This window comes from Metabacillus mangrovi (assembly GCF_009711125.1).
Classification (GTDB): Bacteria; Bacillota; Bacilli; order Bacillales; family Bacillaceae; genus Metabacillus_B; species Metabacillus_B mangrovi.
Window position 1 is genome coordinate 111,002 of the sequence record NZ_WMIB01000003.1, and the last position, 24,788, is coordinate 135,789.

25 protein-coding genes and 1 other annotated feature (1 of these 26 cut by a window edge) are annotated in these 24,788 nt (G+C 48.2%); of the genes, 21 read left to right on the top strand and 4 right to left on the bottom strand.

From position 1 onward, the window contains the following. Window positions 1-91: a sequence feature (ribosomal protein L20 leader region), on the top strand; it begins 39 nt to the left of the window's first position. A gap of 100 nt (window positions 92-191) precedes the next feature. From infC to GKZ89_RS05700, 4 genes are all read left to right on the top strand, one after another. After that, the gene (gene infC / locus GKZ89_RS05685; protein ID WP_155111433.1) at window positions 192-695 is read left to right on the top strand and encodes a translation initiation factor IF-3; all 504 of its coding nucleotides are present in this window, start codon (window positions 192-194) and stop codon (window positions 693-695) included. A gap of 21 nt (window positions 696-716) precedes the next feature. Beyond that, entirely contained in the window at window positions 717-917 is a 201-nt protein-coding gene (gene rpmI, locus GKZ89_RS05690; RefSeq protein ID WP_035410913.1) for a 50S ribosomal protein L35, read from the top strand. 40 nt (window positions 918-957) lie between these two features. Then, window positions 958-1,317 carry a 50S ribosomal protein L20 gene (gene rplT, locus GKZ89_RS05695; protein ID WP_035410911.1) on the top strand — a complete coding sequence of 120 codons (360 nt, stop codon included), beginning with the start codon at window positions 958-960 and terminating at the stop codon, window positions 1,315-1,317. A gap of 134 nt (window positions 1,318-1,451) precedes the next feature. Continuing rightward, on the top strand, window positions 1,452-1,721 hold the full coding sequence (locus tag GKZ89_RS05700) for a DUF1294 domain-containing protein (protein WP_155111538.1): 270 nt from the start codon (window positions 1,452-1,454) through the stop codon (window positions 1,719-1,721). Here GKZ89_RS05700 and GKZ89_RS05705 read toward each other — a convergent pair. Beyond that, window positions 1,718-2,101 (bottom strand): sigma-w pathway protein ysdB, encoded by a 384-nt coding sequence (locus tag GKZ89_RS05705; RefSeq protein WP_155111434.1) that lies wholly within the window; start codon window positions 2,099-2,101, stop codon window positions 1,718-1,720. The genes GKZ89_RS05700 and GKZ89_RS05705 overlap by 4 nt on opposite strands. Before the next feature lie 96 nt (window positions 2,102-2,197). On the opposite strand from GKZ89_RS05705, the gene GKZ89_RS05710 reads away from it, so the two are divergent. Together GKZ89_RS05710 and GKZ89_RS05715 are read left to right on the top strand one after the other, a co-directional pair. After that, window positions 2,198-2,692: a dUTP diphosphatase gene (locus GKZ89_RS05710; RefSeq protein WP_155111435.1), complete on the top strand. Its 495-nt coding sequence runs from the start codon at window positions 2,198-2,200 to the stop codon at window positions 2,690-2,692. A gap of 72 nt (window positions 2,693-2,764) precedes the next feature. Further along, complete coding sequence (locus tag GKZ89_RS05715; RefSeq protein ID WP_155111436.1) at window positions 2,765-3,850, top strand: M42 family metallopeptidase; 1,086 nt, start codon at window positions 2,765-2,767, stop codon at window positions 3,848-3,850. 707 nt (window positions 3,851-4,557) lie between these two features. On the opposite strand, the gene sspI is transcribed toward GKZ89_RS05715, so the two are convergent. Next, window positions 4,558-4,767 (bottom strand): small acid-soluble spore protein SspI, encoded by a 210-nt coding sequence (gene sspI / locus GKZ89_RS05720; protein ID WP_155111437.1) that lies wholly within the window; start codon window positions 4,765-4,767, stop codon window positions 4,558-4,560. A gap of 98 nt (window positions 4,768-4,865) precedes the next feature. On the opposite strand from sspI, the gene GKZ89_RS05725 reads away from it, so the two are divergent. The 4 genes from GKZ89_RS05725 to GKZ89_RS05740 all read left to right on the top strand — a co-directional run bounded on the left by GKZ89_RS05725 (window position 4,866) and on the right by GKZ89_RS05740 (window position 10,083). Further along, window positions 4,866-5,636 (top strand): TrmH family RNA methyltransferase, encoded by a 771-nt coding sequence (locus GKZ89_RS05725; RefSeq protein WP_430696829.1) that lies wholly within the window; start codon window positions 4,866-4,868, stop codon window positions 5,634-5,636. 361 nt (window positions 5,637-5,997) lie between these two features. Continuing rightward, a complete protein-coding gene (gene pheS / locus GKZ89_RS05730; protein WP_155111439.1) occupies window positions 5,998-7,032 on the top strand; it encodes a phenylalanine--tRNA ligase subunit alpha in 1,035 nt (344 codons plus the stop codon). A 14-nt stretch (window positions 7,033-7,046) separates the two neighbouring features. Further along, complete coding sequence (gene pheT / locus GKZ89_RS05735) at window positions 7,047-9,461, top strand: phenylalanine--tRNA ligase subunit beta (RefSeq protein WP_155111440.1); 2,415 nt, start codon at window positions 7,047-7,049, stop codon at window positions 9,459-9,461. Between the two features lie 118 nt (window positions 9,462-9,579). Then, on the top strand, window positions 9,580-10,083 hold the full coding sequence (locus tag GKZ89_RS05740) for a GNAT family N-acetyltransferase (protein ID WP_155111441.1): 504 nt from the start codon (window positions 9,580-9,582) through the stop codon (window positions 10,081-10,083). A 301-nt stretch (window positions 10,084-10,384) separates the two neighbouring features. Here GKZ89_RS05740 and rnhC read toward each other — a convergent pair whose 3' ends face one another. Further along, complete coding sequence (gene rnhC / locus GKZ89_RS05745; protein WP_155111442.1) at window positions 10,385-11,320, bottom strand: ribonuclease HIII; 936 nt, start codon at window positions 11,318-11,320, stop codon at window positions 10,385-10,387. 122 nt (window positions 11,321-11,442) lie between these two features. On the opposite strand from rnhC, the gene zapA reads away from it, so the two are divergent. From zapA to GKZ89_RS05795, 10 genes are all read left to right on the top strand, one after another. Beyond that, complete coding sequence (zapA, locus tag GKZ89_RS05750; protein WP_155111443.1) at window positions 11,443-11,700, top strand: cell division protein ZapA; 258 nt, start codon at window positions 11,443-11,445, stop codon at window positions 11,698-11,700. Window positions 11,701-11,708: 8 nt separating this feature from the next. After that, window positions 11,709-12,254, top strand: coding sequence for a CvpA family protein (locus tag GKZ89_RS05755; protein WP_155111444.1), 546 nt, complete (start codon window positions 11,709-11,711; stop codon window positions 12,252-12,254). A 60-nt stretch (window positions 12,255-12,314) separates the two neighbouring features. Continuing rightward, window positions 12,315-14,036: a DNA polymerase/3'-5' exonuclease PolX gene (polX, locus tag GKZ89_RS05760; RefSeq protein WP_155111445.1), complete on the top strand. Its 1,722-nt coding sequence runs from the start codon at window positions 12,315-12,317 to the stop codon at window positions 14,034-14,036. A gap of 20 nt (window positions 14,037-14,056) precedes the next feature. Further along, window positions 14,057-16,423 carry an endonuclease MutS2 gene (locus GKZ89_RS05765; RefSeq protein WP_155111446.1) on the top strand — a complete coding sequence of 789 codons (2,367 nt, stop codon included), beginning with the start codon at window positions 14,057-14,059 and terminating at the stop codon, window positions 16,421-16,423. Between the two features lie 18 nt (window positions 16,424-16,441). Next, a complete protein-coding gene (locus GKZ89_RS05770) occupies window positions 16,442-16,846 on the top strand; it encodes a DUF350 domain-containing protein (protein ID WP_155111447.1) in 405 nt (134 codons plus the stop codon). A gap of 350 nt (window positions 16,847-17,196) precedes the next feature. Beyond that, window positions 17,197-18,885 (top strand): AMP-binding protein, encoded by a 1,689-nt coding sequence (locus tag GKZ89_RS05775; protein WP_155111448.1) that lies wholly within the window; start codon window positions 17,197-17,199, stop codon window positions 18,883-18,885. A gap of 134 nt (window positions 18,886-19,019) precedes the next feature. Next, window positions 19,020-19,607 carry a fatty acid metabolism transcriptional regulator FadR gene (gene fadR / locus GKZ89_RS05780; protein WP_162356528.1) on the top strand — a complete coding sequence of 196 codons (588 nt, stop codon included), beginning with the start codon at window positions 19,020-19,022 and terminating at the stop codon, window positions 19,605-19,607. 22 nt (window positions 19,608-19,629) lie between these two features. Further along, window positions 19,630-20,403, top strand: a complete 774-nt coding sequence (locus tag GKZ89_RS05785; protein WP_162356530.1) for an enoyl-CoA hydratase — start codon at window positions 19,630-19,632, stop codon at window positions 20,401-20,403. Between the two features lie 71 nt (window positions 20,404-20,474). After that, window positions 20,475-21,248, top strand: coding sequence for an electron transfer flavoprotein subunit beta/FixA family protein (locus GKZ89_RS05790; protein WP_155111450.1), 774 nt, complete (start codon window positions 20,475-20,477; stop codon window positions 21,246-21,248). Between the two features lie 54 nt (window positions 21,249-21,302). Next, window positions 21,303-22,280: an electron transfer flavoprotein subunit alpha/FixB family protein gene (locus GKZ89_RS05795; protein ID WP_155111451.1), complete on the top strand. Its 978-nt coding sequence runs from the start codon at window positions 21,303-21,305 to the stop codon at window positions 22,278-22,280. Window positions 22,281-22,817: 537 nt separating this feature from the next. Here GKZ89_RS05795 and GKZ89_RS05800 read toward each other — a convergent pair. Beyond that, window positions 22,818-24,062 carry an MFS transporter gene (locus GKZ89_RS05800; RefSeq protein ID WP_155111452.1) on the bottom strand — a complete coding sequence of 415 codons (1,245 nt, stop codon included), beginning with the start codon at window positions 24,060-24,062 and terminating at the stop codon, window positions 22,818-22,820. Window positions 24,063-24,400: 338 nt separating this feature from the next. On the opposite strand from GKZ89_RS05800, the gene trxA reads away from it, so the two are divergent. Beyond that, complete coding sequence (gene trxA, locus GKZ89_RS05805) at window positions 24,401-24,715, top strand: thioredoxin (protein WP_155111453.1); 315 nt, start codon at window positions 24,401-24,403, stop codon at window positions 24,713-24,715. Window positions 24,716-24,788 lie beyond the last annotated feature (73 nt).

Sequence of the window (24,788 nt, forward strand, 5' to 3'; positions counted from 1 at the left end):
CAGTTTGCAGTTGGCAGGTATGACGAGATCAAAACTGATTTGTTTGAATTCGTAGTGTGGGTGTGTCATGCGCCCGCACTTTTTATATGCTCAAAAAATGCAAAGCTCAGGATGGATGACAGCCTGCTGAATGCTGTCACCAAACACTATTCAGTAATAAACCATGGAGGTGGCTAACTATTAGCAAAGACATGTTGGTAAACGAGGGCATCCGCGCTCGTGAGGTACGTCTAATCGGACAAAATGGTGATCAGCTTGGAATTAAATCCCGTCAGGAAGCGCTCGAAATTGCAACACGCGCAAACCTGGATCTTGTGATGGTTGCTGCAGGAGCAAAACCGCCTGTATGCAGAATCATGGATTACGGTAAATTCCGCTTTGAGCAGCAGAAGAAAGATAAAGAAGCCCGCAAAAACCAAAAAATCATCAGCATCAAAGAAGTCCGGTTCAGCCCGACGATTGATGAGCATGATTTTAATACGAAACTGAGAAATGCACGCAAGTTCCTTGAAAAAGGCGATAAAGTAAAAGCGTCAATCCGTTTTAAAGGCCGTGCGATTACCCACAAAGAAATCGGCCAGCGCGTTCTGGATCGTTTTTCTGCAGCTTGTGCTGACGTGGCAACTATCGAGTCTTCACCCAGAATGGATGGACGCAGCATGTTCTTGGTATTAGCACCGAAATTCGAAAAGTAATTACACGAGGAGGAAACCCCGATGCCTAAAATGAAAACTCACCGCGGCTCTGCTAAACGTTTCAAAAAGACTGGATCAGGTAAACTTAAACGTTCACACGCTTACACTAGCCACTTGTTCGCTAACAAGTCTACTAAAGCGAAACGTAAGCTCCGTAAAGGTTCACTAGTTAGCAAAGGCGACTTCAAACGCATTCGCCACATGCTTGATAACATCAAATAAGTTCAAAATAGATCGGAAACATAACTAGGAGGTAAATGACATGCCAAGAGTAAAAGGCGGTACAGTAACACGCAAACGTCGTAAAAAAGTCATTAAATTAGCAAAAGGTTATTACGGTTCCAAACACACGCTTTACAAAGTAGCGAACCAGCAAGTAATGAAATCTTACAACTACGCTTTCCGCGATCGTCGCCAGAAAAAACGTGACTTCCGCAAACTATGGATTACTCGTATCAATGCAGCTGCTCGCATCAACGGTCTTTCTTACAGTCGTCTAATGCACGGATTGAAGCTTGCAGGTATCGAAGTAAACCGCAAAATGCTTGCTGACCTTGCTGTTGCAGATGCAAAAGCATTCGCTCAGCTTGCTGATGCTGCAAAAGCTAAACTTGACAAATAATTTTAAGCAATCATGAGGCTGGTACCCTGCTGGGCAGACCGGTTCATCTCCTGAATCATTAGTGATCGACGGAGCTGGACGGTCGCCGTTCAGGGGATCGGCCTCTTTTGCTTAACAGGAGCGGGATCACGTTGATGGGAGCAGTATTCATCTATTATGCTGTCATGGGCATCGCAGGATTTTCAGTGATGGCAGCAGATAAAAAAAGGGCGCAGAAGAGCCAGTGGCGGATTTCCGAAAATACGCTCTGGCTCATCGCGCTTGCAGGCGGGGTATTTGGTTCATGGATTGGCATGTATACAGTCCGGCATAAAACAAAGCATGCCGCTTTTCGAATCGGCATGCCTCTTCTCGGCGCGGCTCATGTATTGTTCACCGCTTATTTCGCCGGACTGATCGGCTAATGCTTTAAAAATTCATGAATCGGACTTTTCCAGTCGATTTTTGCATGAGGGTATTTTTCTTTAATAAGTCCCTCCAGGTAGCGGAAATCCTCAACAGACAGTCCTTGAAGACTGGGTACATTATGGCTCCAGATGAAGATCGAAATCACTTCAAAGGACTGATCAGTTGTTCCGAGGTATTTTTCCCCCTCGAATAAAACGCCCTTATAGGTGAGAAGAAAATTCTTTCGCACATTCTCCCGGTCATCAAGAAAATAGAGCTCTCTTTTTTCCCGGGCCAGCTCAAGCTTCCGTTTTGGATTGAGCAAATATTGGACAGCCCTGAACAATAGAAAGAAAACCAGGGCGATCAGGACGAGTCGGATCAGCAATACGAACATAAGAAGGCCTCCTGCCAGTTTTCCATACATACGTTTCAGCAGGCAGGAGCGTTTCATTTTTTTGCTTAAAAAATTCTTACTGAAAGGGAGATGGCAATGAACATTAAAGCACTGTTTGCGATGCAGAAAGAACTGGATGCCAAAATTGAGCGGCAGCATGGTTTGGAGAATGAGAATCTGATCCAGCGCAAAACACTTGCTTTGCTCGTCGAACTTGGAGAGCTTGCAAATGAAACACGCTGCTTCAAATTCTGGAGCAAAAAAGCAGCTTCAGAAAGAAGCATCATACTGGAGGAGTACGTAGACGGTATTCACTTCATTTTGTCCCTCGGTCTGGAGCATCAATATGAAAGCCAGACGAGCCTGAAGCATATGAAAGACAGCAAAGAAACAGATCTGACCCACCAGTTTTTGATGGTGTATGACGCTGTATCACTTTTTGACAAATCACCGGATCTCCAGGCCTACCTGACTGTTTTCGGCGAATATCTATACCTTGGCCAGCTGCTTGGATTCGCTCCTAAAGAAATAGAGCAGGCCTACCTGCTGAAAAATGAAATCAATCATGAAAGACAGCAGCAAGGCTACTAGGCATCTTTTGCTGAATTGCCCAATTATTGAGTATAATAGAGATTGAAGGATTATCATAAAGGGGGCAATTAAATGGCACATTTGGATGAAGCTTTGCAAATGCTGAAGGATTTGACCGATGCGAGAGGAATTCCGGGCAACGAGCGCGAGCCCCGCGAGGTCATGAAAAAGCACATAGAACCTTTCTCCACAGAAGTGATGACAGACGGACTCGGAAGCCTGATCGCAAAAAAATCAGGAGATGAAACCGGTCCGAAAATCATGCTTGCCGGACATCTGGATGAAGTCGGATTCATGGTCACGAGCATCGATGATAAAGGCTTCCTGCGCTTTCAGCCGGTAGGCGGCTGGTGGGGGCAGGTTATGCTCGCACAGCGCGTAACGATTGTAACGCGAAAAGGCGATGTGACGGGTATTATCGGCTCCAAGCCGCCGCACATCCTGCCTCCGGAAGCAAGAAAAAAACCGGTTGAAATTAAAGATATGTTCATTGATATCGGAGCTTCAAGCAAGGAAGAAGCTGCTGAATTCGGCATCCGCCCCGGCGACCAGATCGTTCCTTATTTCGAGTTCACTGTGATGAAAAACGAAAAAATGCTGCTTGCCAAAGCCTGGGATAACCGCATCGGCTGCGCCATCGCGATTGACGTCCTGAAAAAGCTGAAGGATGAGCAGCATCCGAACATCGTGTACGGTGTAGGAACTGTTCAGGAGGAAGTCGGACTGCGCGGAGCAAAAACCTCTGCCCAGCTGATCCAGCCGGACATTGCCTTTGCACTGGACGTCGGCATTGCCGGCGACACACCGGGAGTAACGGAGAAAGAAGCACTTGGAAAAATGGGTGACGGACCGCAAATCATCCTGTACGATGCCTCCATGGTTTCCCATAAAGGTCTCCGCGAGCTCGTGACCGACACGGCCGACGAGCACGGAATCCCATATCAGTACGATTCCCTGGCAGGAGGAGGAACCGACTCCGGCGCGATCCACATCACCGCCAACGGAGTACCTGCACTGTCCATCACCATCGCAACACGCTACATTCACTCCCATGCAGCCATGCTTCACCGTGACGACTACGAAAACACGGTGCGCCTGCTCGTCGAAGTGATCAAAAAGCTTGACCGCAAGACGGTTGAAGCCATTACGTTTGATTGATAATCAGCAGCCGGCCCGGGATTTTAGGGCCGGTTTTTTGTGATTTGCAGGAGAAAGGCGGGCGGAGGGGATTGATTGGATCGCAGGGAAAAGCGGGAAAAGCGGGAAAAGCGGAATCGCGGGTCAGTTCCCACATTCACTGCCGGGGAAAAGCGGAATCGCGGGTCAGTCCCCACATTCACTGCCGTACTAAAGCTCAGGCACCGCCTCTTTAACCCGTTGGGGCACAAGGGATAGAGGGAACAAGTCTCCGTCCCCCGCTGCGGTAAAGCAACAGGGGACTGGCACCGTGCCAGTCCCCACATTCACTGCCGTACTAAAGCTCCGGCACCGCCTCTCCATTCCTTTGGGGGATAAGGGATTGAAGCTTCAGGTCTCTGTCCCCTGATGCGTTAAAGGACTGCGGGACTGACCCTATGCGGGTTTGGCTATTACTGGACCTGCTCAGCTCTGACCCCACTTTCGCTAAAGCACTAAACCTCCGTCCCCCGCCTCCGTAAAGCAGACAGGACAAGGTTTAGAAGTGTGCTGGCTTGTTCCCCTGATGCGTTAAAGCAGTGAGGGTCAGAGCACCCAGCGCACCCACCCATTACTTTTACTCTCCAAACCCTATCAAATCCGCATCATCCAGAGGTTCAGAACTCAGCCAGAATTGTGATTCCTTTGCACCACCAAAAAAAGCCGCCCTAACCAAGGCGGCCCGTCCATTACTTCTTCAATCCATCTTCCAGCGTTTGAAGCATTTCCTGTTTTTCTGAAGTGTCTGCGTGCTGCCAGATGACTTCGAACAGCACTCCAAGTCCAGGAAGCATTTTTTCTTCTCCGCTTTGGATGGCGTCAACGATTGTGTGCTCCAGTTCGTCCTGTGAATTGCCAGTGACATTGTGAAGGACAGCATTTCTCAAATTCAGATTCATATCAGATTCCTCCTTTTAAAAATAACATCTGACCGTAGCTTTCTCGAATTTCAATTTTATTATGTACAAAAGAAAGGATATAATGAGGGAAAGCACGGATAAAGGAGTTAGGATTATTGAAGAGAATAGAATCAGTACAGAATCCACGCGTAAAACAGTGGCGGAAATTACATACGAGAAAAGAACGGGATAAAACCGGCACGTTTCTTGCAGAAGGGTTTCACCTTGTGGAAGAGGCGCTGAAAAATAAAGAGCTGGTTGCGGAAGTGATTACCGGGGAGACTACACTCATCCCGAAGGATTGGAATTTGGATCATACAGATATTTATTTAGTGACAGATGAAATTTTAACGTCACTTTCTGAAACTGAAACACCTCAGGGGATATTCGCAGTCTGCAGGCAAAATAAGGTGCAGGATGATCCACAGTGGAAAAGGGTGCTTCTTCTTGATGCTGTTCAGGACCCCGGCAATCTGGGGACGATCATCCGGACGGCGGATGCAGCCGGGATAGACGGCATTGTTCTTGGGGAGGGAACGGTGGATCCCTATAACGCAAAAACGGTCCGCTCCAGTCAGGGATCCGTTTTTCATATTCCGCTCGCAAAAGGGCAGCTTGGGGAATGGATCAGCCGCCTGAACGGCCGGCAAATCCCTGTATACGGCACTGCGCTGGAAGGAGCGGTCTCCTATAAAGAAGCGGAGTCGAAGGAAGCATTTGCGCTTCTTTTAGGAAATGAAGGAAAAGGCGTCTCTCCGGAATGGCTGGAGATGACGAATCAAAATCTTTATATTCCGATTTATGGAGGAGCTGAATCGCTCAACGTGGCGATCGCTGCCGGCATTCTTATGTATCATTTACGCGGATAAGGTTGCGGCCGCGCCTTTTTTTCCATATAATAAGGCTAGACAGGTTGTGAAATAAAATACAATAATCGGCGTTTACGGAGAGCAGTAGTTTGTGAAGCAGGCCAATCAGGGAAAAAATGCCTCAGACTGAAAGCATTTTTATGGCAGCAGCAAATGAATTCACCTCCTCAGCCGGCACCGGGACCGCAGTGATGCGTAAAGGTGCCCCGGTTCAAAACCGTTATCCTTTCCAAGCGACAGACGTATTTGCTGACGGCAGATTGTCTTGAACAAGGGTGGTACCGCGAATTCAAACCTCGCCCCTTTACCGGGGGCGGGGTTTTTTATTTATTTCATTACAGCCGATAAAAGGAGGATTTCCATGCAGGAGCAATTAAAGCAGTTGCAGCAAGAAGCACTTTTGAAAATTGAAGAAGCAGACGGGTTGAAGAGCCTGAATGATATCCGGGTAGCCTATCTTGGCAAAAAGGGCCCGATTACGGAAGCATTAAGAGGAATGGGCAAGCTTTCTGCTGAAGAGCGTCCGAAAATGGGCGCACTCGCGAATGAAGTGCGCGAAGCGATTGCTTCCAAGATCAGTGAAAAGCAGGAGCAGCTCGAGAAGGAAGAAACCGAGAAGAAGCTGGCGGGAGAAACGATTGATGTGACGCTACCCGGCCGTCCTGTGAAAAAAGGGAACCGCCATCCGATTACAGCTGTAGTTGAAGAGATCGAGGATCTTTTCCTGGGAATGGGCTATTCCATTGAAGAAGGGCCGGAAGTGGAAATCGATTATTTCAACTTTGAAGCACTAAATCTTCCGAAGGGCCATCCTGCCCGTGATATGCAGGACTCCTTCTACATCACTGACGAGATTCTGCTCCGTACGCATACTTCTCCGGTACAGGCCAGAACGATGAAGAAATACAGCGGCCAGGGCCCTGTGAAAATCATCTGTCCTGGGAAAGTGTTCCGCCGCGATGATGATGATGCGACACATTCCCATCAGTTCATGCAGATTGAAGGGCTCGTGATCGATGAGCAAGTGAGCATGAGTGATTTGAAGGGAACGCTTGAAGTCCTGGCGAAGAAAATGTTCGGGGAAGAGCGGGAAATCCGCCTCCGTCCAAGCTTCTTCCCTTTCACAGAGCCGTCTGTGGAAGTGGATGTTTCCTGCTTTAACTGCGGCGGGAACGGCTGCAATGTGTGCAAAGGCACTGGCTGGATTGAAATTCTCGGGGCCGGAATGGTTCACCCGAACGTTCTTGAAATGGCAGGCTTTGATTCGAAAAAATATCAAGGGTTTGCGTTCGGGATCGGTGCTGAGCGGATCGCCATGCTGAAATACGGAATTGATGATATCCGACACTTCTACACGAATGATCTTCGTTTTCTAAAACAATTCAAAAGAGCGTAACTGGAGGGAGTAACATGTTCGTTTCCTATAAATGGCTGAAAGATTATGTGGATTTAAACGGCATAACAGCTGAAGAGCTGGCAGAAAAAATTACCCGCAGCGGGATTGAGGTTGAAGCTGTTGAGGTCCTGAATGAAGGGATCAGCGGGGTTGTGATCGGCCATGTGCTCGAGAAAGAGCAGCATCCGGATGCAGATAAACTTAATAAGTGCCAGGTGGATATCGGGCAGGGTGAACCCGTCCAGATCATCTGCGGTGCACCGAATGTGGATAAAGGCCAGAAAGTGGCCGTCGCCTCGGTAGGTGCGGTTCTTCCGGGCAATTTTAAAATTAAGCGTGCCAAACTCCGCGGAGAAGAATCAAACGGAATGATCTGCTCGCTGCAGGAGCTTGGAATAGAAGGCAAGCTTGTACCGAAAGAGTTTGCTGAAGGGATCTTTGTTTTTCCTGATGATGTGAAGCCTGGAGAAAACGCTCTAGATTTGCTGAACCTTGATGATCAGGTGCTTGAGCTTGGATTGACGCCGAACCGATCTGATGCACTTAGCATGATTGGTGTAGCATACGAGGTGGCAGCATTACTTGACCGTGAAGTGATTTTGCCGGAGACGTCCTATGAAACAGGATCCGACCGTGCGTCTGATTACGTGAACGTAACCATTGAAGCGAAAGACGCAAACCCTCATTATTTGGCTGCGGTCGTGCGGAATGTGAAAATTGCGCCATCTCCGCTTTGGATGCAGACTCGGCTTATGGCTGCCGGCATCCGACCGCACAATAACGTTGTGGATATCACCAACTTTGTACTCCTCGAATACGGACAGCCGCTGCATGCATTTGATTATGACCGTTTCGGATCCAAGGAAGTAGTGGTCCGGATGGCGAAGCAAGGAGAAAAATTCGTAACGCTTGATGAAAAAGAACGTGTGCTGAAAGAAGACCAGCTCGTCATCACGAATGGTACAGAGCCGGTTGCACTTGCAGGAGTAATGGGCGGAGCGGACTCTGAAGTGAAAAATGATACGGTCAACATTCTTTTGGAATCAGCTTATTTTGACGGCCAGACGGTCCGCAGAGCTTCAAAAGACCACGGTCTGAGAAGCGAGGCAAGTGCCCGTTTTGAAAAAGGAGTCGCTCCTGAGAGAATTGAAGCGGCAGCACAGCGTGCCATTCAACTTATGGTTCAGTATGCAGGCGGAGAAGCGTGTGAAGGTTTTGCAGAAGTGAAGCTGCACAGCCCGGAACCGAAAGTCATCTCCATTTCCCAGGAAAAGATCAATTCTGTATTGGGGATGGACATCTCTGTACAGGATATTACGGTCATTCTCGGAAAGCTCGGATTTGAGGTTCAGGCGGAAGGCGCAGAGCTTTCAGTAACCGTGCCGACCAGACGGGGGGATATTACTCTCGAAGAAGACATCATTGAGGAAGTGGCACGGATTTACGGCTATGACAACATTCCGTCAACTCTTCCGCTCTTCCGTTCCAATCCCGGCAGGTTATCGGATTACCAGGCAAACCGCAGAAAGGTGCGCGCCTATATGGAGGGGGCAGGACTGCTTCAGGCGATCACCTACTCGTTAACGAGCAAGGAAAAAGCCCTTCAATATGCCCTTAAGGAAACAGAACTGACCCATCTTTCATTGCCGATGAGCGAGGAGCGCAGTGTGTTAAGGCAAAGTCTTCTGCCTCATCTTCTGGAGGTGCTGAAGCACAACCTTTCCCGTCAGATGAATCAGGCAGCGGTTTACGAAACAGGATCTGTATTCCTCACAAAAGGCCGCGATGAGCAGCCACTTGAAAAAGAGCACCTGGCAGGAGCCATCACCGGATTATGGGAGGAGCATTCCTGGCAGGGTGAGAAAAAAGCACTGGATTTCTTTGTCATTAAAGGCATTCTCGATGGCTTGTTTGAGAAGCTTGGGGCAACTGAAAAAGTCGAGTATAAACAGGCGAAGAGAGACGGACTTCACCCGGGGCGGACTGCAGAAATCTACCTGAATGGCCAGCTTGCCGGAATCACGGGCCAGCTGCATCCTACTGTACAAAAGGATTTGGATCTTCCGGAAACGTATGTTTTTGAACTGATGCTTGAGGATTTATTCAGTGCCGAAGCAGAAGAGATCCGCTACTCTGTCATTCCAAGGTTCCCATCGATCACACGCGATATCGCTCTAGTCGTGAACAAGGAAGTTCCTGCTGGCGAAATTCTGAACGTGATCAAGGAAACAGGAGGAAAGCTCCTTTCGGAAGCCGCTATTTTCGACCTTTACGAAGGTGAAAGGATGGAGGATGGAAAGAAATCGGTCGCGTTCTCTCTCATTTACCTCGATCCTGAACGGACACTCACAGATGAAGAAGTGACGAAAACACATGAAAAAGTATTAGAGGCCGTCTCCGGACAGTTCGGAGCCGTACTGAGGGGTTAACCAATTTAACCGTCTTTCCAATCGGAGAGGCGGTTTTTTTGCAGATTTTCTGCCCGATGACGGGACAAGACCATTTTTCTCTCTTATACTCATAGATTGGTGAAAAGGGGGCTAAGCAATGGAAAAATTGAAGGCTGAGGTCATACGAGCAGAGGAATATGAGGCATCACTTTCCAGACTGCTGAAAGCGACGGTCAATGAAGGCGCGGCGATAGGCTTTCTGCCGCCGATGGGCACAGAAGAGGCAGCATCTTATTGGAGAGCCCTTCCCAGCGGACAGAATGTGATTTTGTTTGCAGTAATGGCAGACGGCGAAGCGGCCGGAAGTGTTCAGCTTCATCTGGCAGACAAGCAAAACGGGCTCCACAGAGCAGAAATTGCGAAGCTGATGACACACCCGCAGCACCGCCGGAAAGGAATTGGACGTCTTCTCATGAACAAAGCAGAAGAGCGGGCACGGGAAGAAGGGCGCTCCCTGCTTGTGCTGGATACGAGAGAAGGGGACCCATCCAACCGCCTTTACCAGTCTCTCGGCTACAAGGAAGCAGGAAGGATTCCAAACTACGCAAAATCAGCTGACGGGACGCTTCATGCAACGGTGATTTATTATAAGGAGCTATAGGAAAGAGGGACGGCCGCTGCGGCGGACGTGAACGGTGGCGAATGGTGTCGGTTAATCGCTATTCGACATTATAGATCACTTAATCGACAGGATAAGTAGCGCAATCGACAAGATAAATAGCGCAATCGACAAGATAAAGGACACAATCGACAAAATAAAAGACACAATCGACAAAATACAGTACGCAATCGACAAACGCTTAAAACCATCAACACAAAACCTAACCCAACCGGCAAAACCAGTCAGCCGCTGTCTGCCCGAATGCGGCAAAAAAAGCAGCGGATTTGAGATCCGCTGCTGATTACCGTTTCCGCCTCAGCAGATCCAGCGCTTTCTGTTTATTGGCGAAATGCGTTTTGGCATAGGTGTGTAGTACCTCTTCGCCCTGCTTGCTGATCAGTTTGGCCGCTGCTTCGTCCACTTGTTTGCCTGCGCCCTTGGGCAGGGTCATCCCCGCTGCTTTGGACAGCTTTTCAAACTCCTTCACAAAGGAATAGCGGGCGATGATGGAGGCAGCGGCTACTGCAAGGTGAATGCCCTCTGCTTTCGTGCTGAAATATGTATTTTTCCTGGAGTATGTCTGGCCTCTGAGATGGTTGAAATAGATGTTCGGATCGACGAATTGGTCGATTAAGATGGCCTCTGGTTCTTCCGGGCTGATTTTGTCCATTAAATGCCGGATCGCCTGGTTGTGGAGCCAGGCTTTCATTTTGCCCTGGGTCATGCCTTTACTCTGCATTTCATTGTATTTTTCATTTTTCAGGACGAGCAGGCTGTAGGGGATCGTTTTGATCAAATCCTTCGCGATGGCGGTGATTTGGGGATCCTTCAGCCCTTTGGAATCACGTACACCCATTTCCTTGAGCAGTGGAAGCTGCTCCTTGCTGACATAGGCTGCTGTGACGGTCATCGGCCCGAAGAAATCGCCTGTTCCGACTTCATCGGATCCTATCGCCGACAGCCCGGCAATGTTTGGCGGAGGGGCGAAACCATGTACAGTTTTCGCGGCGGATTTTGCAGGTGCGGCTGCTCCTGTGCCCCCCCAGCGGCGGGATTCTTCTTCAGCCCGGCTTCCCTGAAACAGGATTTTGCCGGATTTATAGCCTGTAACCGTACAGCCGTCTACCTTTGCTGAAAAAACAGCACCCTGCGGCAGCTTGGGAGCGGCCGATTTTTTATAGTAAGCAGCTGCTTCGTTCAGCAGCTGTGGAGTGGCTTGAATGACAGAATGTGACAAAAACATCTTCCTTCCTTGATAAATTGCGGTTTTTAGACAACGCAGCATCTCGCTCTGCTTCCCATATCGGAAATAAACATGTTATGATAAAGCTTAGGATTCCTAGGAATGGAGGAAGTGCGTTGTCTAATCGTTCAAAGACCAAAACGACTGTCGATATATACGGGCAGCAATATGCCATCGTCGGCACCGAGAGCACGAGTCATATGCGCCTTGTCGCTTCAATTGTAGACGATAAAATGAGGGAAATGAACAGTCATAACCCTTCTCTTGATATAAATAAACTGGCTGTGCTTACAGCAGTCAATGTCGTGCACGAATATTTGAAACTAAAAGAAGAATGCGAGCTTCTTGAAAGGAAGCTTTCAGAAAAGGATTGAATGAAAGCATGCTTGATCTGATTATAGCAGTCATCCTTCTGGGTGGCATACTGACTGGTCTGCGGCGGGGCTTCATTATGCAGCTCGTTCATCTGACCGGATTTATCCTCGCTTACATTGTAGCATATTTATATTATGATGATTTAGCTCCGAAGCTGGAGCTGTGGATTCCATACCCTTCTATGGGACAGGGGCAGGGGGCCATCACATTTTTTGCTGGCGCGCAGCTTGAAGAAGCCTATTACAGGGCCATTGCATTTGCGATTCTTTTTTTCGGAACGAAAATCGCTGCTCAGATTATCGGTTCCATGCTTGATTTTATCGCGATGCTGCCGGTGCTGAAACAGCTGAACCGTTGGGGAGGGAGCATTCTCGGTTTTGCAGAGGTATACCTGATTGTGTTCATTTTGCTTTTTATCGGCGGACTGCTGCCGATGGAAAATATCCAAGACGCAATGGGAGGCTCATTCCTGGCTGATGCGATCGTTCATCATACCCCTTACTTTTCAGACAAGGTGGATGAACTTTGGATTCAGTATAGCGGCAAGTCATAAGCTTCTCGAAACAGAGAGGTTTTTTCCTGTGTTTAACGAAACTTTGATGAGGTGATCGGTATGGCTGTACATAAAAAAGATGTGATTAAGCTTCTTGAAACCATTGCAATCTATATGGAACTGAAAGGCGAAAATCCGTTTAAAATATCAGCATTCCGCAAAGCGGCGAATGCTCTTGAACAGGATGAACGAAGCCTTGGCTCGATAGAGGACTTCACAAAGCTCCAGGGAATCGGAAAAGGAACTGCTGCAGTCATTGAAGAAATGATACAAACCGGAGAGTCGGAAGTTCTGAATGATCTCAAAAAACAGGTGCCAGAGGGCCTTGTTCCGCTTTTGAAGCTGCCGGGCCTTGGCGGTAAAAAAATTGCGAAGCTTTATAAAGAATTAGGAGTGGACGGGGTCGATTCTTTGAAAAAAGCGTGCTTGGAGCATAAAATACAGGGACTGGCAGGCTTTGGCCCTAAATCGGAAGAAAAGATTCTTGCAGCCGTTGAAGAAATCGGCAAAAGACCCGATCGGCTGCCGCTCGCTTTTATGCTTCCGATCGCAGATGAACTGGAAGCCTATCTCGCCCAATGTCCGGATATCATCCGCTACTCAAGGGCAGGTTCGATCAGGAGGATGGCGGAAACGGTCAAAGACTTGGATTTTATTATTTCCGCTGCGGAACCTGAAAAAGTGAGAGACTTCCTTTTGAAAATACCCAATATCGGAGAAGTGATCGCAGGCGGCGGGACGAAGGTCTCCGTCGAACTGCAATATGACTTTACGGTGAGTGCAGATTTCCGCATCGTGAAGGACGAAGAATTTGCGACCACGCTGCACCATTTTACCGGCTCTAAAGACCATAATGTAAGGATGCGCCAGCTTGCAAAAGAGCAGGGGAAAAAGATCAGCGAGTATGGGGTAGAGGATCTGGAAACCGGTGCAATCCAGACGTTTGAAGATGAAGCTGCCTTTTTTCAAAGCTTTGGCCTGCCGTTTATTCCGCCTGAGCTTCGGGAAGACGGAAGGGAAATTGAAGAATCGGACAGCCTGGAAGGCCTCATTTCGGAAAAAAGCATCATCTCGGACCTTCATATGCACTCCACTTGGAGCGACGGGGCTTTTACGATTGAGGAAATGGCGCAGGCCTGCAAGGCGAAGGGCTACAAATACATGGCGATTACCGACCACTCGCACTACTTGAAGGTGGCGAACGGCCTTTCTCCGGAAAGACTGAGGGAACAGAGAAAGGAAATCGACCGCCTGAACGAGCAGTTTGAGGACTTTACGATTCTTGCGGGAGTGGAGATGGATATTCTTCCGGACGGAACGCTGGATTATGATGATGAATTGCTTGAGGAGATGGATATCGTTATCGCCTCCATTCATTCAAGCTTTTCACAGCCGCAGGAAAAAATCATGGAGCGCCTGAAAACGGCACTGAAAAGCCATCATGTGGACATTATCGCCCACCCGACCGGGAGGCTGATCGGAAAACGGGCTGGATACGACGTCGATATCAGTATGCTGATCCAGCTGGCGAAAGAAACGGATACCGCACTGGAACTGAATGCAAACCCTAACCGGCTCGACTTAAGCGCAGAGCACCTGAAGCTTGCACAGGAGGCCGGAGTGAAAATAACGATCAGTACGGACGCCCACAGCCTTGATATGCTGGAGCACATGCCGATTGGAGTTTCTACAGCCATTAAAGGAAATGTAAAAGAGGATCATGTCCTGAACACGTGGGAGCTTGAGAAGCTGAAGCAGTTTTTGAACAGGCATCATTCCTGAAGATTTGGGAGGTCTGCAATTTGCAGGAAAAAGGATTAAAAGTACTGGAGTTTCATAAGATCAGGCAGCAGCTGACAAACCATGCTGCGTCATCATTGGGAAAAGAAAAAGCAGAGGCGCTTCTCCCTGCCTTAACGCTTGAGGAAGCAGAAAAGCGGCAGCAGGAGACGTTTGAAGCGGCCGATGTCCTGAGAATCAGGGGCCATGCTCCATTCGGCGGCCTGACGGATATCCGTGCCAGTCTGAAACGGGCAAAGATTGGCGGGGTCCTGAGCGCACATGAATGCATGGGAACAGCAGGTGTGCTTTATGCGGGACGGCAGATGAAGCAGTTTATTCTAGAGCTCGCGGAGGAAGAAATCCTGTCCATTCCGCTTTCTGAGGAGAAAGTACGGCTGATAGAGCCGCTTACGGACCTGGAACGGAAGATCAATCAATGTGTGGATGACAACGGGGAGATTCTTGATCATGCGAGCGATTTGCTGCGCTCGCTCAGGCAGCAGCTCCGGACGCTTGAATCCCGTGTCCGCCAGAAGCTGGAGTCGATGATCCGCTCTTCTTCTGCACAAAAGATGCTGTCCGACGCTATCATCACGATCCGGAACGAACGGTTCGTCATTCCGGTTAAACAGGAATATCGTTCCTCCTACGGAGGGATTGTGCACGATCAATCCTCCTCCGGTGCAACCCTTTTTATTGAACCGCAGGCAGTGGTGGATATGAACAATTCCCTGCAGCAGGCAAAAATGAAAGAAAAGCAGGAAATTCAGCGCATCTTAAGAATGCTCTCGGAAGCCATAGCAGAGCATGCGGATCTAATTTTGGAAAATCTCGAAGTGCTCGCACACCTTGACTTCATGTTCACGAAAGCACGATATGCAAAAGCGATTAAAGCTTCCCGGCCGAAGCTGAACAGTGAAGGGTACATCAATCTGAAAAGAGCCCGCCATCCCCTTTTGGACCCGGAAGAAGTGGTCGCCAATGACATTCTGCTTGGAGACAGCTATTCTACGATTGTCATTACAGGGCCAAATACGGGCGGGAAGACCGTGACCCTTAAAACGATCGGACTTTGCACATTGATGGCGCAGGCCGGTCTTCAAGTACCGGCAGCAGAGGGCTCAGAAGCTTCTGTTTTTGATTCTGTATATGCCGACATTGGAGATGAACAATCCATCGAGCAAAGTTTAAGTACTTTTTCCTCCCATATGGTCAACATTGTGGATATTTTAAATAAAGCCGATGAAAACAGTCTTGTTCTGTTTGACGAGCTCGGAGCGGGAACCGATCCGCAGGAAGGGGCGGCCCTTGCCATTTCGATTCTGGATGAGGTGTACGGCAGAGGGGCGACCGTTGTCGCGACGACTCATTATCCGGAGCTCAAGGCATATGGCTACAACAGGGACGGAGTCATCAATGCAAGCGTTGAATTCAATGTGGATACATTGAGCCCGACCTACCGGCTTCTGATCGGCGTGCCCGGACGAAGCAACGCCTTTGAAATCTCCCGCAGACTCGGTCTGTCAGAGCATGTCATTTCATATGCGAAATCGAATATGACAGCGGAAAGCAATGAAGTGGATACGATGATCGCTTCCCTCGAAGACAGCAGGAAGGAAGCGGAGGAAGAAGCAAGGGAAGCAGAAGAACTCCGCAAAGAGGCAGAAGATCTCCACAAAGAGTTGCAGAAGCAGATCCTAGAATTCAACGAGCAGCGTGACCGGCTTTATGAAGACGCTGAAAAGAAAGCCTCAGAAAAGCTTGATGAAGCGAAAAAAGAAGCAGAAGAGATTATCAGCCATCTGCGAAAGCTGCAAAAGGAACAATACGGCTCGATAAAAGAGCATGAGCTGATCGACGCAAGAAAACGCCTCGAGCAGGCTCAGCCGGTTTTCGAAAAATCGGCTCCGCAAAAGAAAAAGGATCCTGTAAAAGAAGAGCGGAAGCTGCAGCCCGGGGACGAAGTGAAAGTGCTCAGCTTCGGCCAGAAAGGCATCCTGCTCGAAAAATCCGGAAACAGCGAGTGGCACGTCCAGATGGGAATCCTGAAAATGAAAGTCAAGGAGAAGGATATCCAGTATTTGAGCAGGCCGAAACCTGTCATCGAAAAGCCGCTCGCTTCAGTTAAAGGCAAGGATTATCACGTTTCCCTCGAGCTTGATTTAAGAGGCGAGCGCTATGAGAACGCCCTGAGCAGGACTGAGAAGTACCTGGATGATGCCGTTTTGGCAGGGTATCCGAGAGTCTCCATTATCCACGGAAAAGGAACAGGCGCACTCCGCAAAGGTGTCCAGGAGCTCCTCCAAAACCACCGCAGCGTAAAAAATACAAGATTCGGAGAAGCCGGAGAAGGCGGCAGCGGTGTCACAATCGTTGAACTTAAATAAGGGGAGGCAAACAGCAAGATGAATCCTTTCTGGGAAAATGACCTGGTCCAGACGGCAGCCTATTACAGTGTAGTCGTCCTGTGCATGATTGTATTCATGAGTATATTTGAGCTCGTCACCCGCTATAAAAACTGGGATGAAATTCAGAGAGGGAACCTGGCCGTTGCCATGACAACCGGAGGGAAAATTTTCGGAATCGCGAACATCTTCCGTTTTTCCATCGAACAGCACAACTCTCTTTTTGAAATGATCGGCTGGGGCTGCTATGGATTCTTTCTCATGCTCCTCGGGTATTTCATTTATGAATTTCTTACCCCGAAGTTTAAAATCGATGAAGAAATCGAAAAAGACAACCGAGCCGTCGGCTTCATTTCCATGGTCATCTCCGTCGGACTCTCCTACGTGATCGGATCGAACATCTAATGGAAACATTAGCGAAGGTCCTAATTGGCGTATGCGGTCTGTTTGTAGTCTTAGGAGTCCTCTATCTGCTGTTTTTCCAATAAAAAGAAGCCCCCGCCGGCCGCGGGGGTTTCTTCTATTCTCCAAGTTAAAGAATGCCTGTATTGGAGTTGGCCCTTAAACTTTATAAGCAGATCCGCAAAACCTCCAAGCTTGCCAATTACCCGAAAATAGACCGAAAAACCGCCCCCAATTCTATGATAGCCCGCTGCCTCATGGCTGCCCCCAAAAATCGATGAGATTTTATGTAAATTTCAGAATATACTGTTATAATCAACTCGTAAGCCAAAAGACACAAGGGGGTAAGAAAGATGGATTTGAACAGACCGTGGCTCGATCATTATCCTGATGAAATTCCGCCGGCTCTGGCGTTTGAACCGAAAACGCTGCCTGCTTATTTAGAGGAAACGGCCGCTGAATTTCCACAGAATACAGCCATTACTTTTTTCGGGAAGAAATTGGCGTATGCAGCACTGTTTGATGAAGCGAGAAAGCTCGCCGCCTATTTGCAGGGCCTTGGGATGAAAAAAGGAGACCGGGCTGCCATTATGCTGCCAAACTGTCCACAAGGGGTCATTTCCTACTACGGAGTTCTCATGGCGGGAGGAATTGTCGTATCAACGAACCCGCTCTATACGGAAAGGGAAATTGAATATCAGATGAATGACAGCGAAGCTGAATACATGATTACGCTGGATTTGCTATTCCCGCGGGTATCCAAAGTGAAAGCGCTGACAAAATTAAAGCATGTGATTGTAGCGAAGGTTCAAGACTATCTGCCATTCCCGAAAAATATCCTGTATCCGTTCGTCCAAAGGAAACAAACGAAGTTAAAGGTTCAAATCGAGCCGAGTGAAACCACCCATCTATTCTCGGAAATCATGAAAAAACCGGCTGGAACTATGGAGAAGACGGAAATAAATCCTGTTGAAGATGTAGCCCTTCTCCAGTATACAGGCGGTACCACCGGCTTTCCAAAGGGAGTTATGCTCACACATAAGAATATCGCCGCGAACACCATCATGTGCTCGGCATGGATGTACAACTGCCGCCGCGGCCAGGAGAAGGTGCTGGGTCTGCTGCCGTTTTTCCATGTTTACGGGATGACAACGGTCATGCACTTATCTGTAACAGAAGGCTACAACATGGTCCTCCTGCCAAAGTTTGACGCAACCGACACGTTGAAGGCCATTCATAAAGAAAAGCCGACTCTTTTTCCGGGTGCACCGACGATTTATATCGCGCTTTTGAATCATCCTGAACTGAAAAAGTATGATTTATCCTCCGTTCACAGCTGCATCAGCGGCTCCGCTCCGCTTCCTGTGGAAATTCAGGAACGGTTTGAAAAGGAAACCGGAGGGAAATTGGTGGAAGGATACGGGCTTTCTGAAGCGTCTCCTGTCACTCATTCCAACTTCTTATGGGGAAGAAGGGTAAAGGGAAGTATTGGTGTTCCATGGCCGAATACGGATGCGATGATTTTATCGGTCGAAACAGGGAACCAGGCCGAACCGGGGGAAAAAGGAGAACTGCTCGTCCGGGGGCCGCAGGTGATGAAAGGCTATTGGGGCAAGCCGGAGGAAACAGAAGCTGTTTTAAAAGACGGGTGGCTGTTTACCGGAGATATCGGGTATATGGATGAGGAAGGCTACTTTTATATAGTAGACCGCAAGAAAGATATGATCATAGCCGGAGGATATAATATTTATCCCCGTGAAGTAGAAGAAATACTCTACGAATATGATAAAATACAGGAAGTCGTAGTAGCAGGGGTTCCCGATCCATACAGAGGGGAAACGGTGAAAGCATATGTCGTGCCGAAGGAAGGGGTAGTCATCACAGAAGAAGAACTGAACCTCTTCGCACGAAAGCACCTCGCCGCCTACAAGGTCCCGCGGATCTATGAATTCAGGAGCGAGCTCCCAAAAACGGCTGTCGGAAAAATTTTGAGAAGAACGCTTATCGAAGAAGAGAAAGAAAAATTAAAGAACGCGAATTAATCTTCTCAAAAGGGATGTTCCGCCTTTGGGAATTTCCCTTTTTACCCTTTGTTTTCACTTGACACAGCCTTGCTTCTTTACTATTATAAAAATATGAATGATGATTCATTCATTTCGAAAAGGAAGGTAGTCCAGTGAAACAAAACAAACCGAAATACAAACAGATTATTGATGCAGCAGTCGTCGTTATTGCTGAAAATGGCTATCATCAGGCCCAGGTTTCGAAGATTGCCAAGCAGGCCGGAGTAGCGGATGGAACCATCTACTTATACTTTAAAAATAAAGAGGACATCCTCGTTTCTCTTTTTAAAGAAAAAATGGGGCTCTTTATCGAAAAGATTGAAGGAGAGACTTCAGGGAAAACGAAGGCAGCAGACAAGCTGTATGTGCTGATCGAAAAGCACTTTTCGCTTCTTTCCGAAGATCATCACCTGGCCATCGTCACCCAGCTGGAGCTCAGGCAGTCCAACAAGGATCTCAGGCTGAGGATCAATGACGTGCTTAAAGGGTATTTGAATGTTGTGGATTCCATTATCCAAATAGGGAAGGAAACTGGAGAATTCCGGGAGGATCTGGACTTGAGGCTTGCAAGACAGATGATCTTCGGCACGATTGATGAAATCGTCACGACCTGGGTAATGAATGAGGAAAAGTATGACCTGACGGCACTGGCCGGCAAGGTTCATCATATGATTGTCCGCGGTTTCGGGAGCAGTCAATAATAAAGGATCAGGAGGATCGATAGTGGGATACTTAACGATTGAAAAAGAAGAGTACGTTGCAGCCGTCAAAATAGACAATCCTCCTGCCAATGCACTCGGTTCTTATGTGCTTGAAGAACTGGCCGCTTTTATGGAGGATGCGGAGCATGATCCATCAATCCGGGTCATTCTCCTTTACGGGGAAGGCAAGTTCTTCTCCGCAGGGGCCGACATAAAAGAGTTCACACAGGTTGAATCCGGAGCAGAATTTTCAAAGCTCGCTGCCAACGGACAGCAGCTTTTTGAAAAAATCGAGAGCTTCAGCAAACCTGTCATCGCCGCGATTCACGGTGCAGCGCTCGGCGGCGGCCTGGAGCTTGCGATGTCCTGCCACATCCGTATTGTGACGGAAAATGCGAAGCTTGGCCTTCCGGAACTGCAGCTCGGTCTGGTCCCCGGCTTCGGAGGTACGCAGAGACTTCCGCGCTATGTAGGGCAGGCAAAGGCGCTGGAGATGATGGCAACGAGCGAGCCGATCAGCGGTTCAGAAGCTGCCAGGCTTGGACTGGCCAACAAAGCTGTTCAGGATGAAATGCTTCTGCATGAAGCGAAACAGCTTGCAGGTAAAATGGCATCGAAAAGCCCGAATACGCTCAAGGCTGCACTGGAGCTGCTTCAAACCAGCAAATCAGAAGCGTTCCATAAAGGAATGGAACGTGAAGCGGCTCTGTTCGGTGAAGTATTTGATAAGCAGGATGCAAAAGAAGGCATCCAGGCGTTCCTCGAAAAGAGAAAGCCGCAGTTCAAAGGGGAATAGTCGTTGGACGGGGGTTTCCCCGCAAGGTATAATGGAAACGCATACAATGGAAGAAACAGGGGGATGGAGAAATGAACATTTTTGTAATCATGAAGCGCACGTTTGATACAGAGGAGAAGATTTCCATCAGTAATGGCAGCATTCAGGAGGATGGAGCGGAGTTCATTATCAATCCGTATGATGAATATGCCATTGAAGAAGCCATCCGCCTCAGGGATGATCAAGGCGGCGAAGTGACGGTTGTGACCATCGGCAGCGAAGAAGCGGAAAAAGAGCTCCGTACAGCATTGGCAATGGGCTGCGATAAAGCAGTGCTCATCAACACAGAGGATGACCTCGAGGATGGCGACCAGTTCACATCCGCCAAGATCCTTGCTGAATTCCTCAAGGATAAAGAAGCAGACCTGATCCTTGGCGGGAACGTAGCCATCGACGGCGGTTCCGGACAAGTCGGGCCAAGACTCGCTGAACTGCTGGATATCCCGTATGTCACGACCATCACAAAGCTTGAGATTGAAGGAACGAAAGCGACAGTAACGCGTGACGTAGAAGGTGACTCTGAAGTGATCGAAACGTCTCTTCCGCTGCTTGCTACAGCTCAGCAGGGCTTGAATGAGCCGCGATACCCATCTCTTCCGGGCATTATGAAGGCGAAGAAAAAGCCTCTTGATGAACTGGAACTGGATGATCTGGACCTGGAAGAGGATGACGTGGAACCGAAAACGAAAACAATTGAAATTTTCATGCCTGCAAAAAAAGAAGCAGGGAAAGTTCTGCAGGGTGAATTGAACGATCAAGTGAAAGAACTCGTTGGCCTGCTGAGAAACGAAGCAAAAGTGATCTGACTGCACTTCAATACATGAATGTTCGGGAATCCGGAGAAATAGGGGGAAATCATAATGGCAAGAAAAGTTCTTATATTGGGAGAAGTTCGGGATCAGTCTTTACGAAATGTTTCATTTGAAGCGATCGCTGCAGGAAAAACGGTAGCAGAAGGCGGAGAAGTCGTCGCTGTCCTGATTGGAGACAGTGTATCCGGCCTCGCTCAGGAAATGATTCAGTACGGTGCAGACCGTGTAATCACAGTGGAAGACGAAAAGCTCGCCGCTTATACACCTGATGGCTACTCACAGGCATTGATGGCGGTCATTGAAGAAGAAAAGCCGGAAGGAATGATTTTTGGACACACAGCCCTGGGCAAAGATCTTTCTCCGAAAATCGCTGCCAAGCTGCAAACCGGTCTCGTATCCGATGCCATTCATGTGGAAGAGGCTGGCGGAAACATCGTCTTTACACGCCCGATCTACTCCGGGAAAGCGTTTGAAAAGGTCATCGTAACAGACGGCGTTCTTTTCGCAACCATCCGTCCGAACAACATTGCTCCGCTGGACAAGGACGACTCCAGAAGCGGCGATGTCAGCCAGGTCTCAGCAGAAATTAAAGATCTGCGCACCATTGTAAAAGATGTGATCCGCAAAGCAACAGAAGGGGTCGATCTTTCCGAAGCGAAAGTGATTGTAGCCGGAGGACGCGGTGTAAAGAGTGAAGATGGCTTCAGCCCTCTGAAAGAGCTTGCAGATGTACTTGGCGGAGCGGTGGGAGCATCCCGCGGAGCATGTGACGCGGACTATTGTGACTACTCCCTTCAAATCGGCCAGACTGGGAAAGTCGTGACACCGGATCTTTACATCGCCTGCGGAATTTCCGGAGCCATCCAGCATTTGGCCGGCATGTCCAATTCAAAAGTGATCGTAGCGATCAACAAAGACCCGGAAGCAAACATTTTCAAAGTAGCCGACTACGGAATCGTCGGAGATCTGTTCGAGGTAATTCCCATGCTGACGGAAGAATTCAAAAAATTAAAAGTACACTCCTAAAAAAGAAAGCCCCCGAAGTGCATGCCACATAAGCATTTCGGGGGCTTTAATTTTGTAAAACCGGCCTTTAGGGGCCTAACCGAAGAAGCTGCCAGTTATGTATTGAGTAGATAGAATTGTGATGGAAAAAACGGTTCAGGTGATGCAATAAACAGTTTAGGTGATGGAAAAAACGGTTCAAGTGATGGAATAAACAGTTTAGGTGATGGAATAAACGGTTTGGGTGATGGAATAAACAGTTTAGGTGATGGAATAAACGGTTTGGGTGATGGAATAAACAGTTTAGGTGATTGAAAAAACGATTCAAGTGATGGAATAAACAGTTTAGGTGATGGAATAAACGGTTTGGGTGATGGAATAAACAGTTTAGGTTATTGAAAAAACTTTCAGCCCGATGGAATAAACGTTCAACCTGATGGAATAATCAGATCACGCAGTCCGGAAATCAATCAACCGATCCTTTAAAAAAAGCAGCGCATACCCTATCTCTGGTACGCGCTGCCTGCTTAGTGAAATTTGCAAATGATTCCCTCAGTTTTAACTTACCGGTTCACCCGCAGTTGGCTTTGCTTTTTTTGACGATTTCGATGCAAGGAGAGGAATAACGAGCACGATGCCAATCAGGAAGAACACGGCGGACAGCTGATAAACCATGGTCAGGCTCAGAAATTCTTTGAATGCACCTGCGAGACTCATCATTAGAACCATGCTCCCCATGAACATCGGCATCATGATTCCGTTCACTCTTCCTACGTACGCTTCTTCGGCATTGTTCAAAATGAGTGTGTTTACACTAATATTAATAGCGGGCATTGCCAGGCCGCTGAAGAATTGGGCAGCGAGGGTGATCCAGAGAACGTCTGAGAATCCGATTATGGATAACATGACAGCATCGATGACCATCCCCGCAGCAAGCATCCAGATCGGCGGGATTTTTTTTGCGAATGCAAATGCCAGTGCACCACCAACAAGCATGGCCGCTCCATATACGGCTAAGAACCACTGAAGAAAGCTGCTTTGCATCCCAAGCTTTTCAGTCACAATAAAGATGGCTAAAGGCTGAGTCAATCCGACCCCCAGTCCGGCCGCGATAAAGTTTCCGCTGAGAATCACAAACGTGCGGTTCTTGAAGACATAACGGAATCCGGAGGCGAGTTCCTGAAAGATGGTGGTCTTTTCCTGTTTTTCAGTTTCTTTGTCAGCCGGCAGGAAAAACAGAACGGCTGCAGATAACAGGAACATGATTCCGGTGATGCCTATGGATACAAAAATGCCGAATTGCTGATAAACAAACGTTCCGAGTATCGGTCCGAGAATCATAAACACAGCAAACATCGTCTGGTAGATCGACATGCCCATCTGCATCTGTTCACCTGGGACATGGACTTTAAACAGCTTTAATCCGGACGGCTGTGAGAACTGGGATAGAATGGCCGAGATCAGCATCGCAAAAAAGACGGCCTGCCAGCCTGCAAACAGGAGCGCGCCTAAAACCGCAAACACAGACACAGCACTTAAGACGTCGCACCAGACCATGGTTTTTCTCGGTTTCCAGCGGTCGGCAAAGGCCCCGCCAATAATGGAGAACACAAAAATCGGGGCAAACTCAGCAACAGATATTAAAGAAATGGCATACGGGTTGCCATCTGTTTTTTCCACGATAAACAGCAGGACAGAAAAATTCCGGACCCAAATGCCGATTTGCAGGAAGAGACCTGAAAGGAGCAGGGCGCGGATCACCCGGTTCCTAAATAAACCAGATAAAGCAGGGGATTGGTTCATGTTTTAAATCCTCCATCATCTTAAATTCTATATAAACAGCCTTCAGCTGTATTTGTCTGGCTCACTAATTTTCAATTATATCCTGGATATAAGAAGATATGACTGGATGCACCCGAAAGCTCATATATTTACATTCTTTTATTTCCATTAATACCCTGCTTTTTCCGCTTCGTCAATCATCATTTTATAAAAATGCTGAGGGGTAAAAGAAGCACTTAAACCGGCGGATGATTACGGCTTCCTTTGGCAATAATGACATCGAGGCAAATTCTTCGCACACTGTATATGAAGGTGCTATACTTAGAGCATATTCTTGATGATTTTAGGAGGAATACACGATGGCTATTTCACACGTAACAGATCAAAACTTCTCCGCTGAAACAGGAGAAGGCGTCGTTCTTGCAGATTTCTGGGCACCATGGTGCGGCCCTTGCAAAATGATTGCTCCCGTTCTTGAAGAACTGGATCAGGACATGGGTGACAAAGTAAAAATCGTCAAATTAGACGTTGATGAAAATCAGGAAACTGCCGGTAAATACGGCGTAATGAGCATTCCAACCCTTCTTGTATTCAAAAACGGCGAAGTGGTTGACAAAGCAGTCGGCTACCAGCCGAAAGAAGCTTTGGCGGAACTGCTTAACAAGCACGCATAACAGCGAAAATCAGCCCGGTTCCGGGCTGATTTTTTTCATATACAGCCATAAGCCTGCTAATCTTCGTAATTTT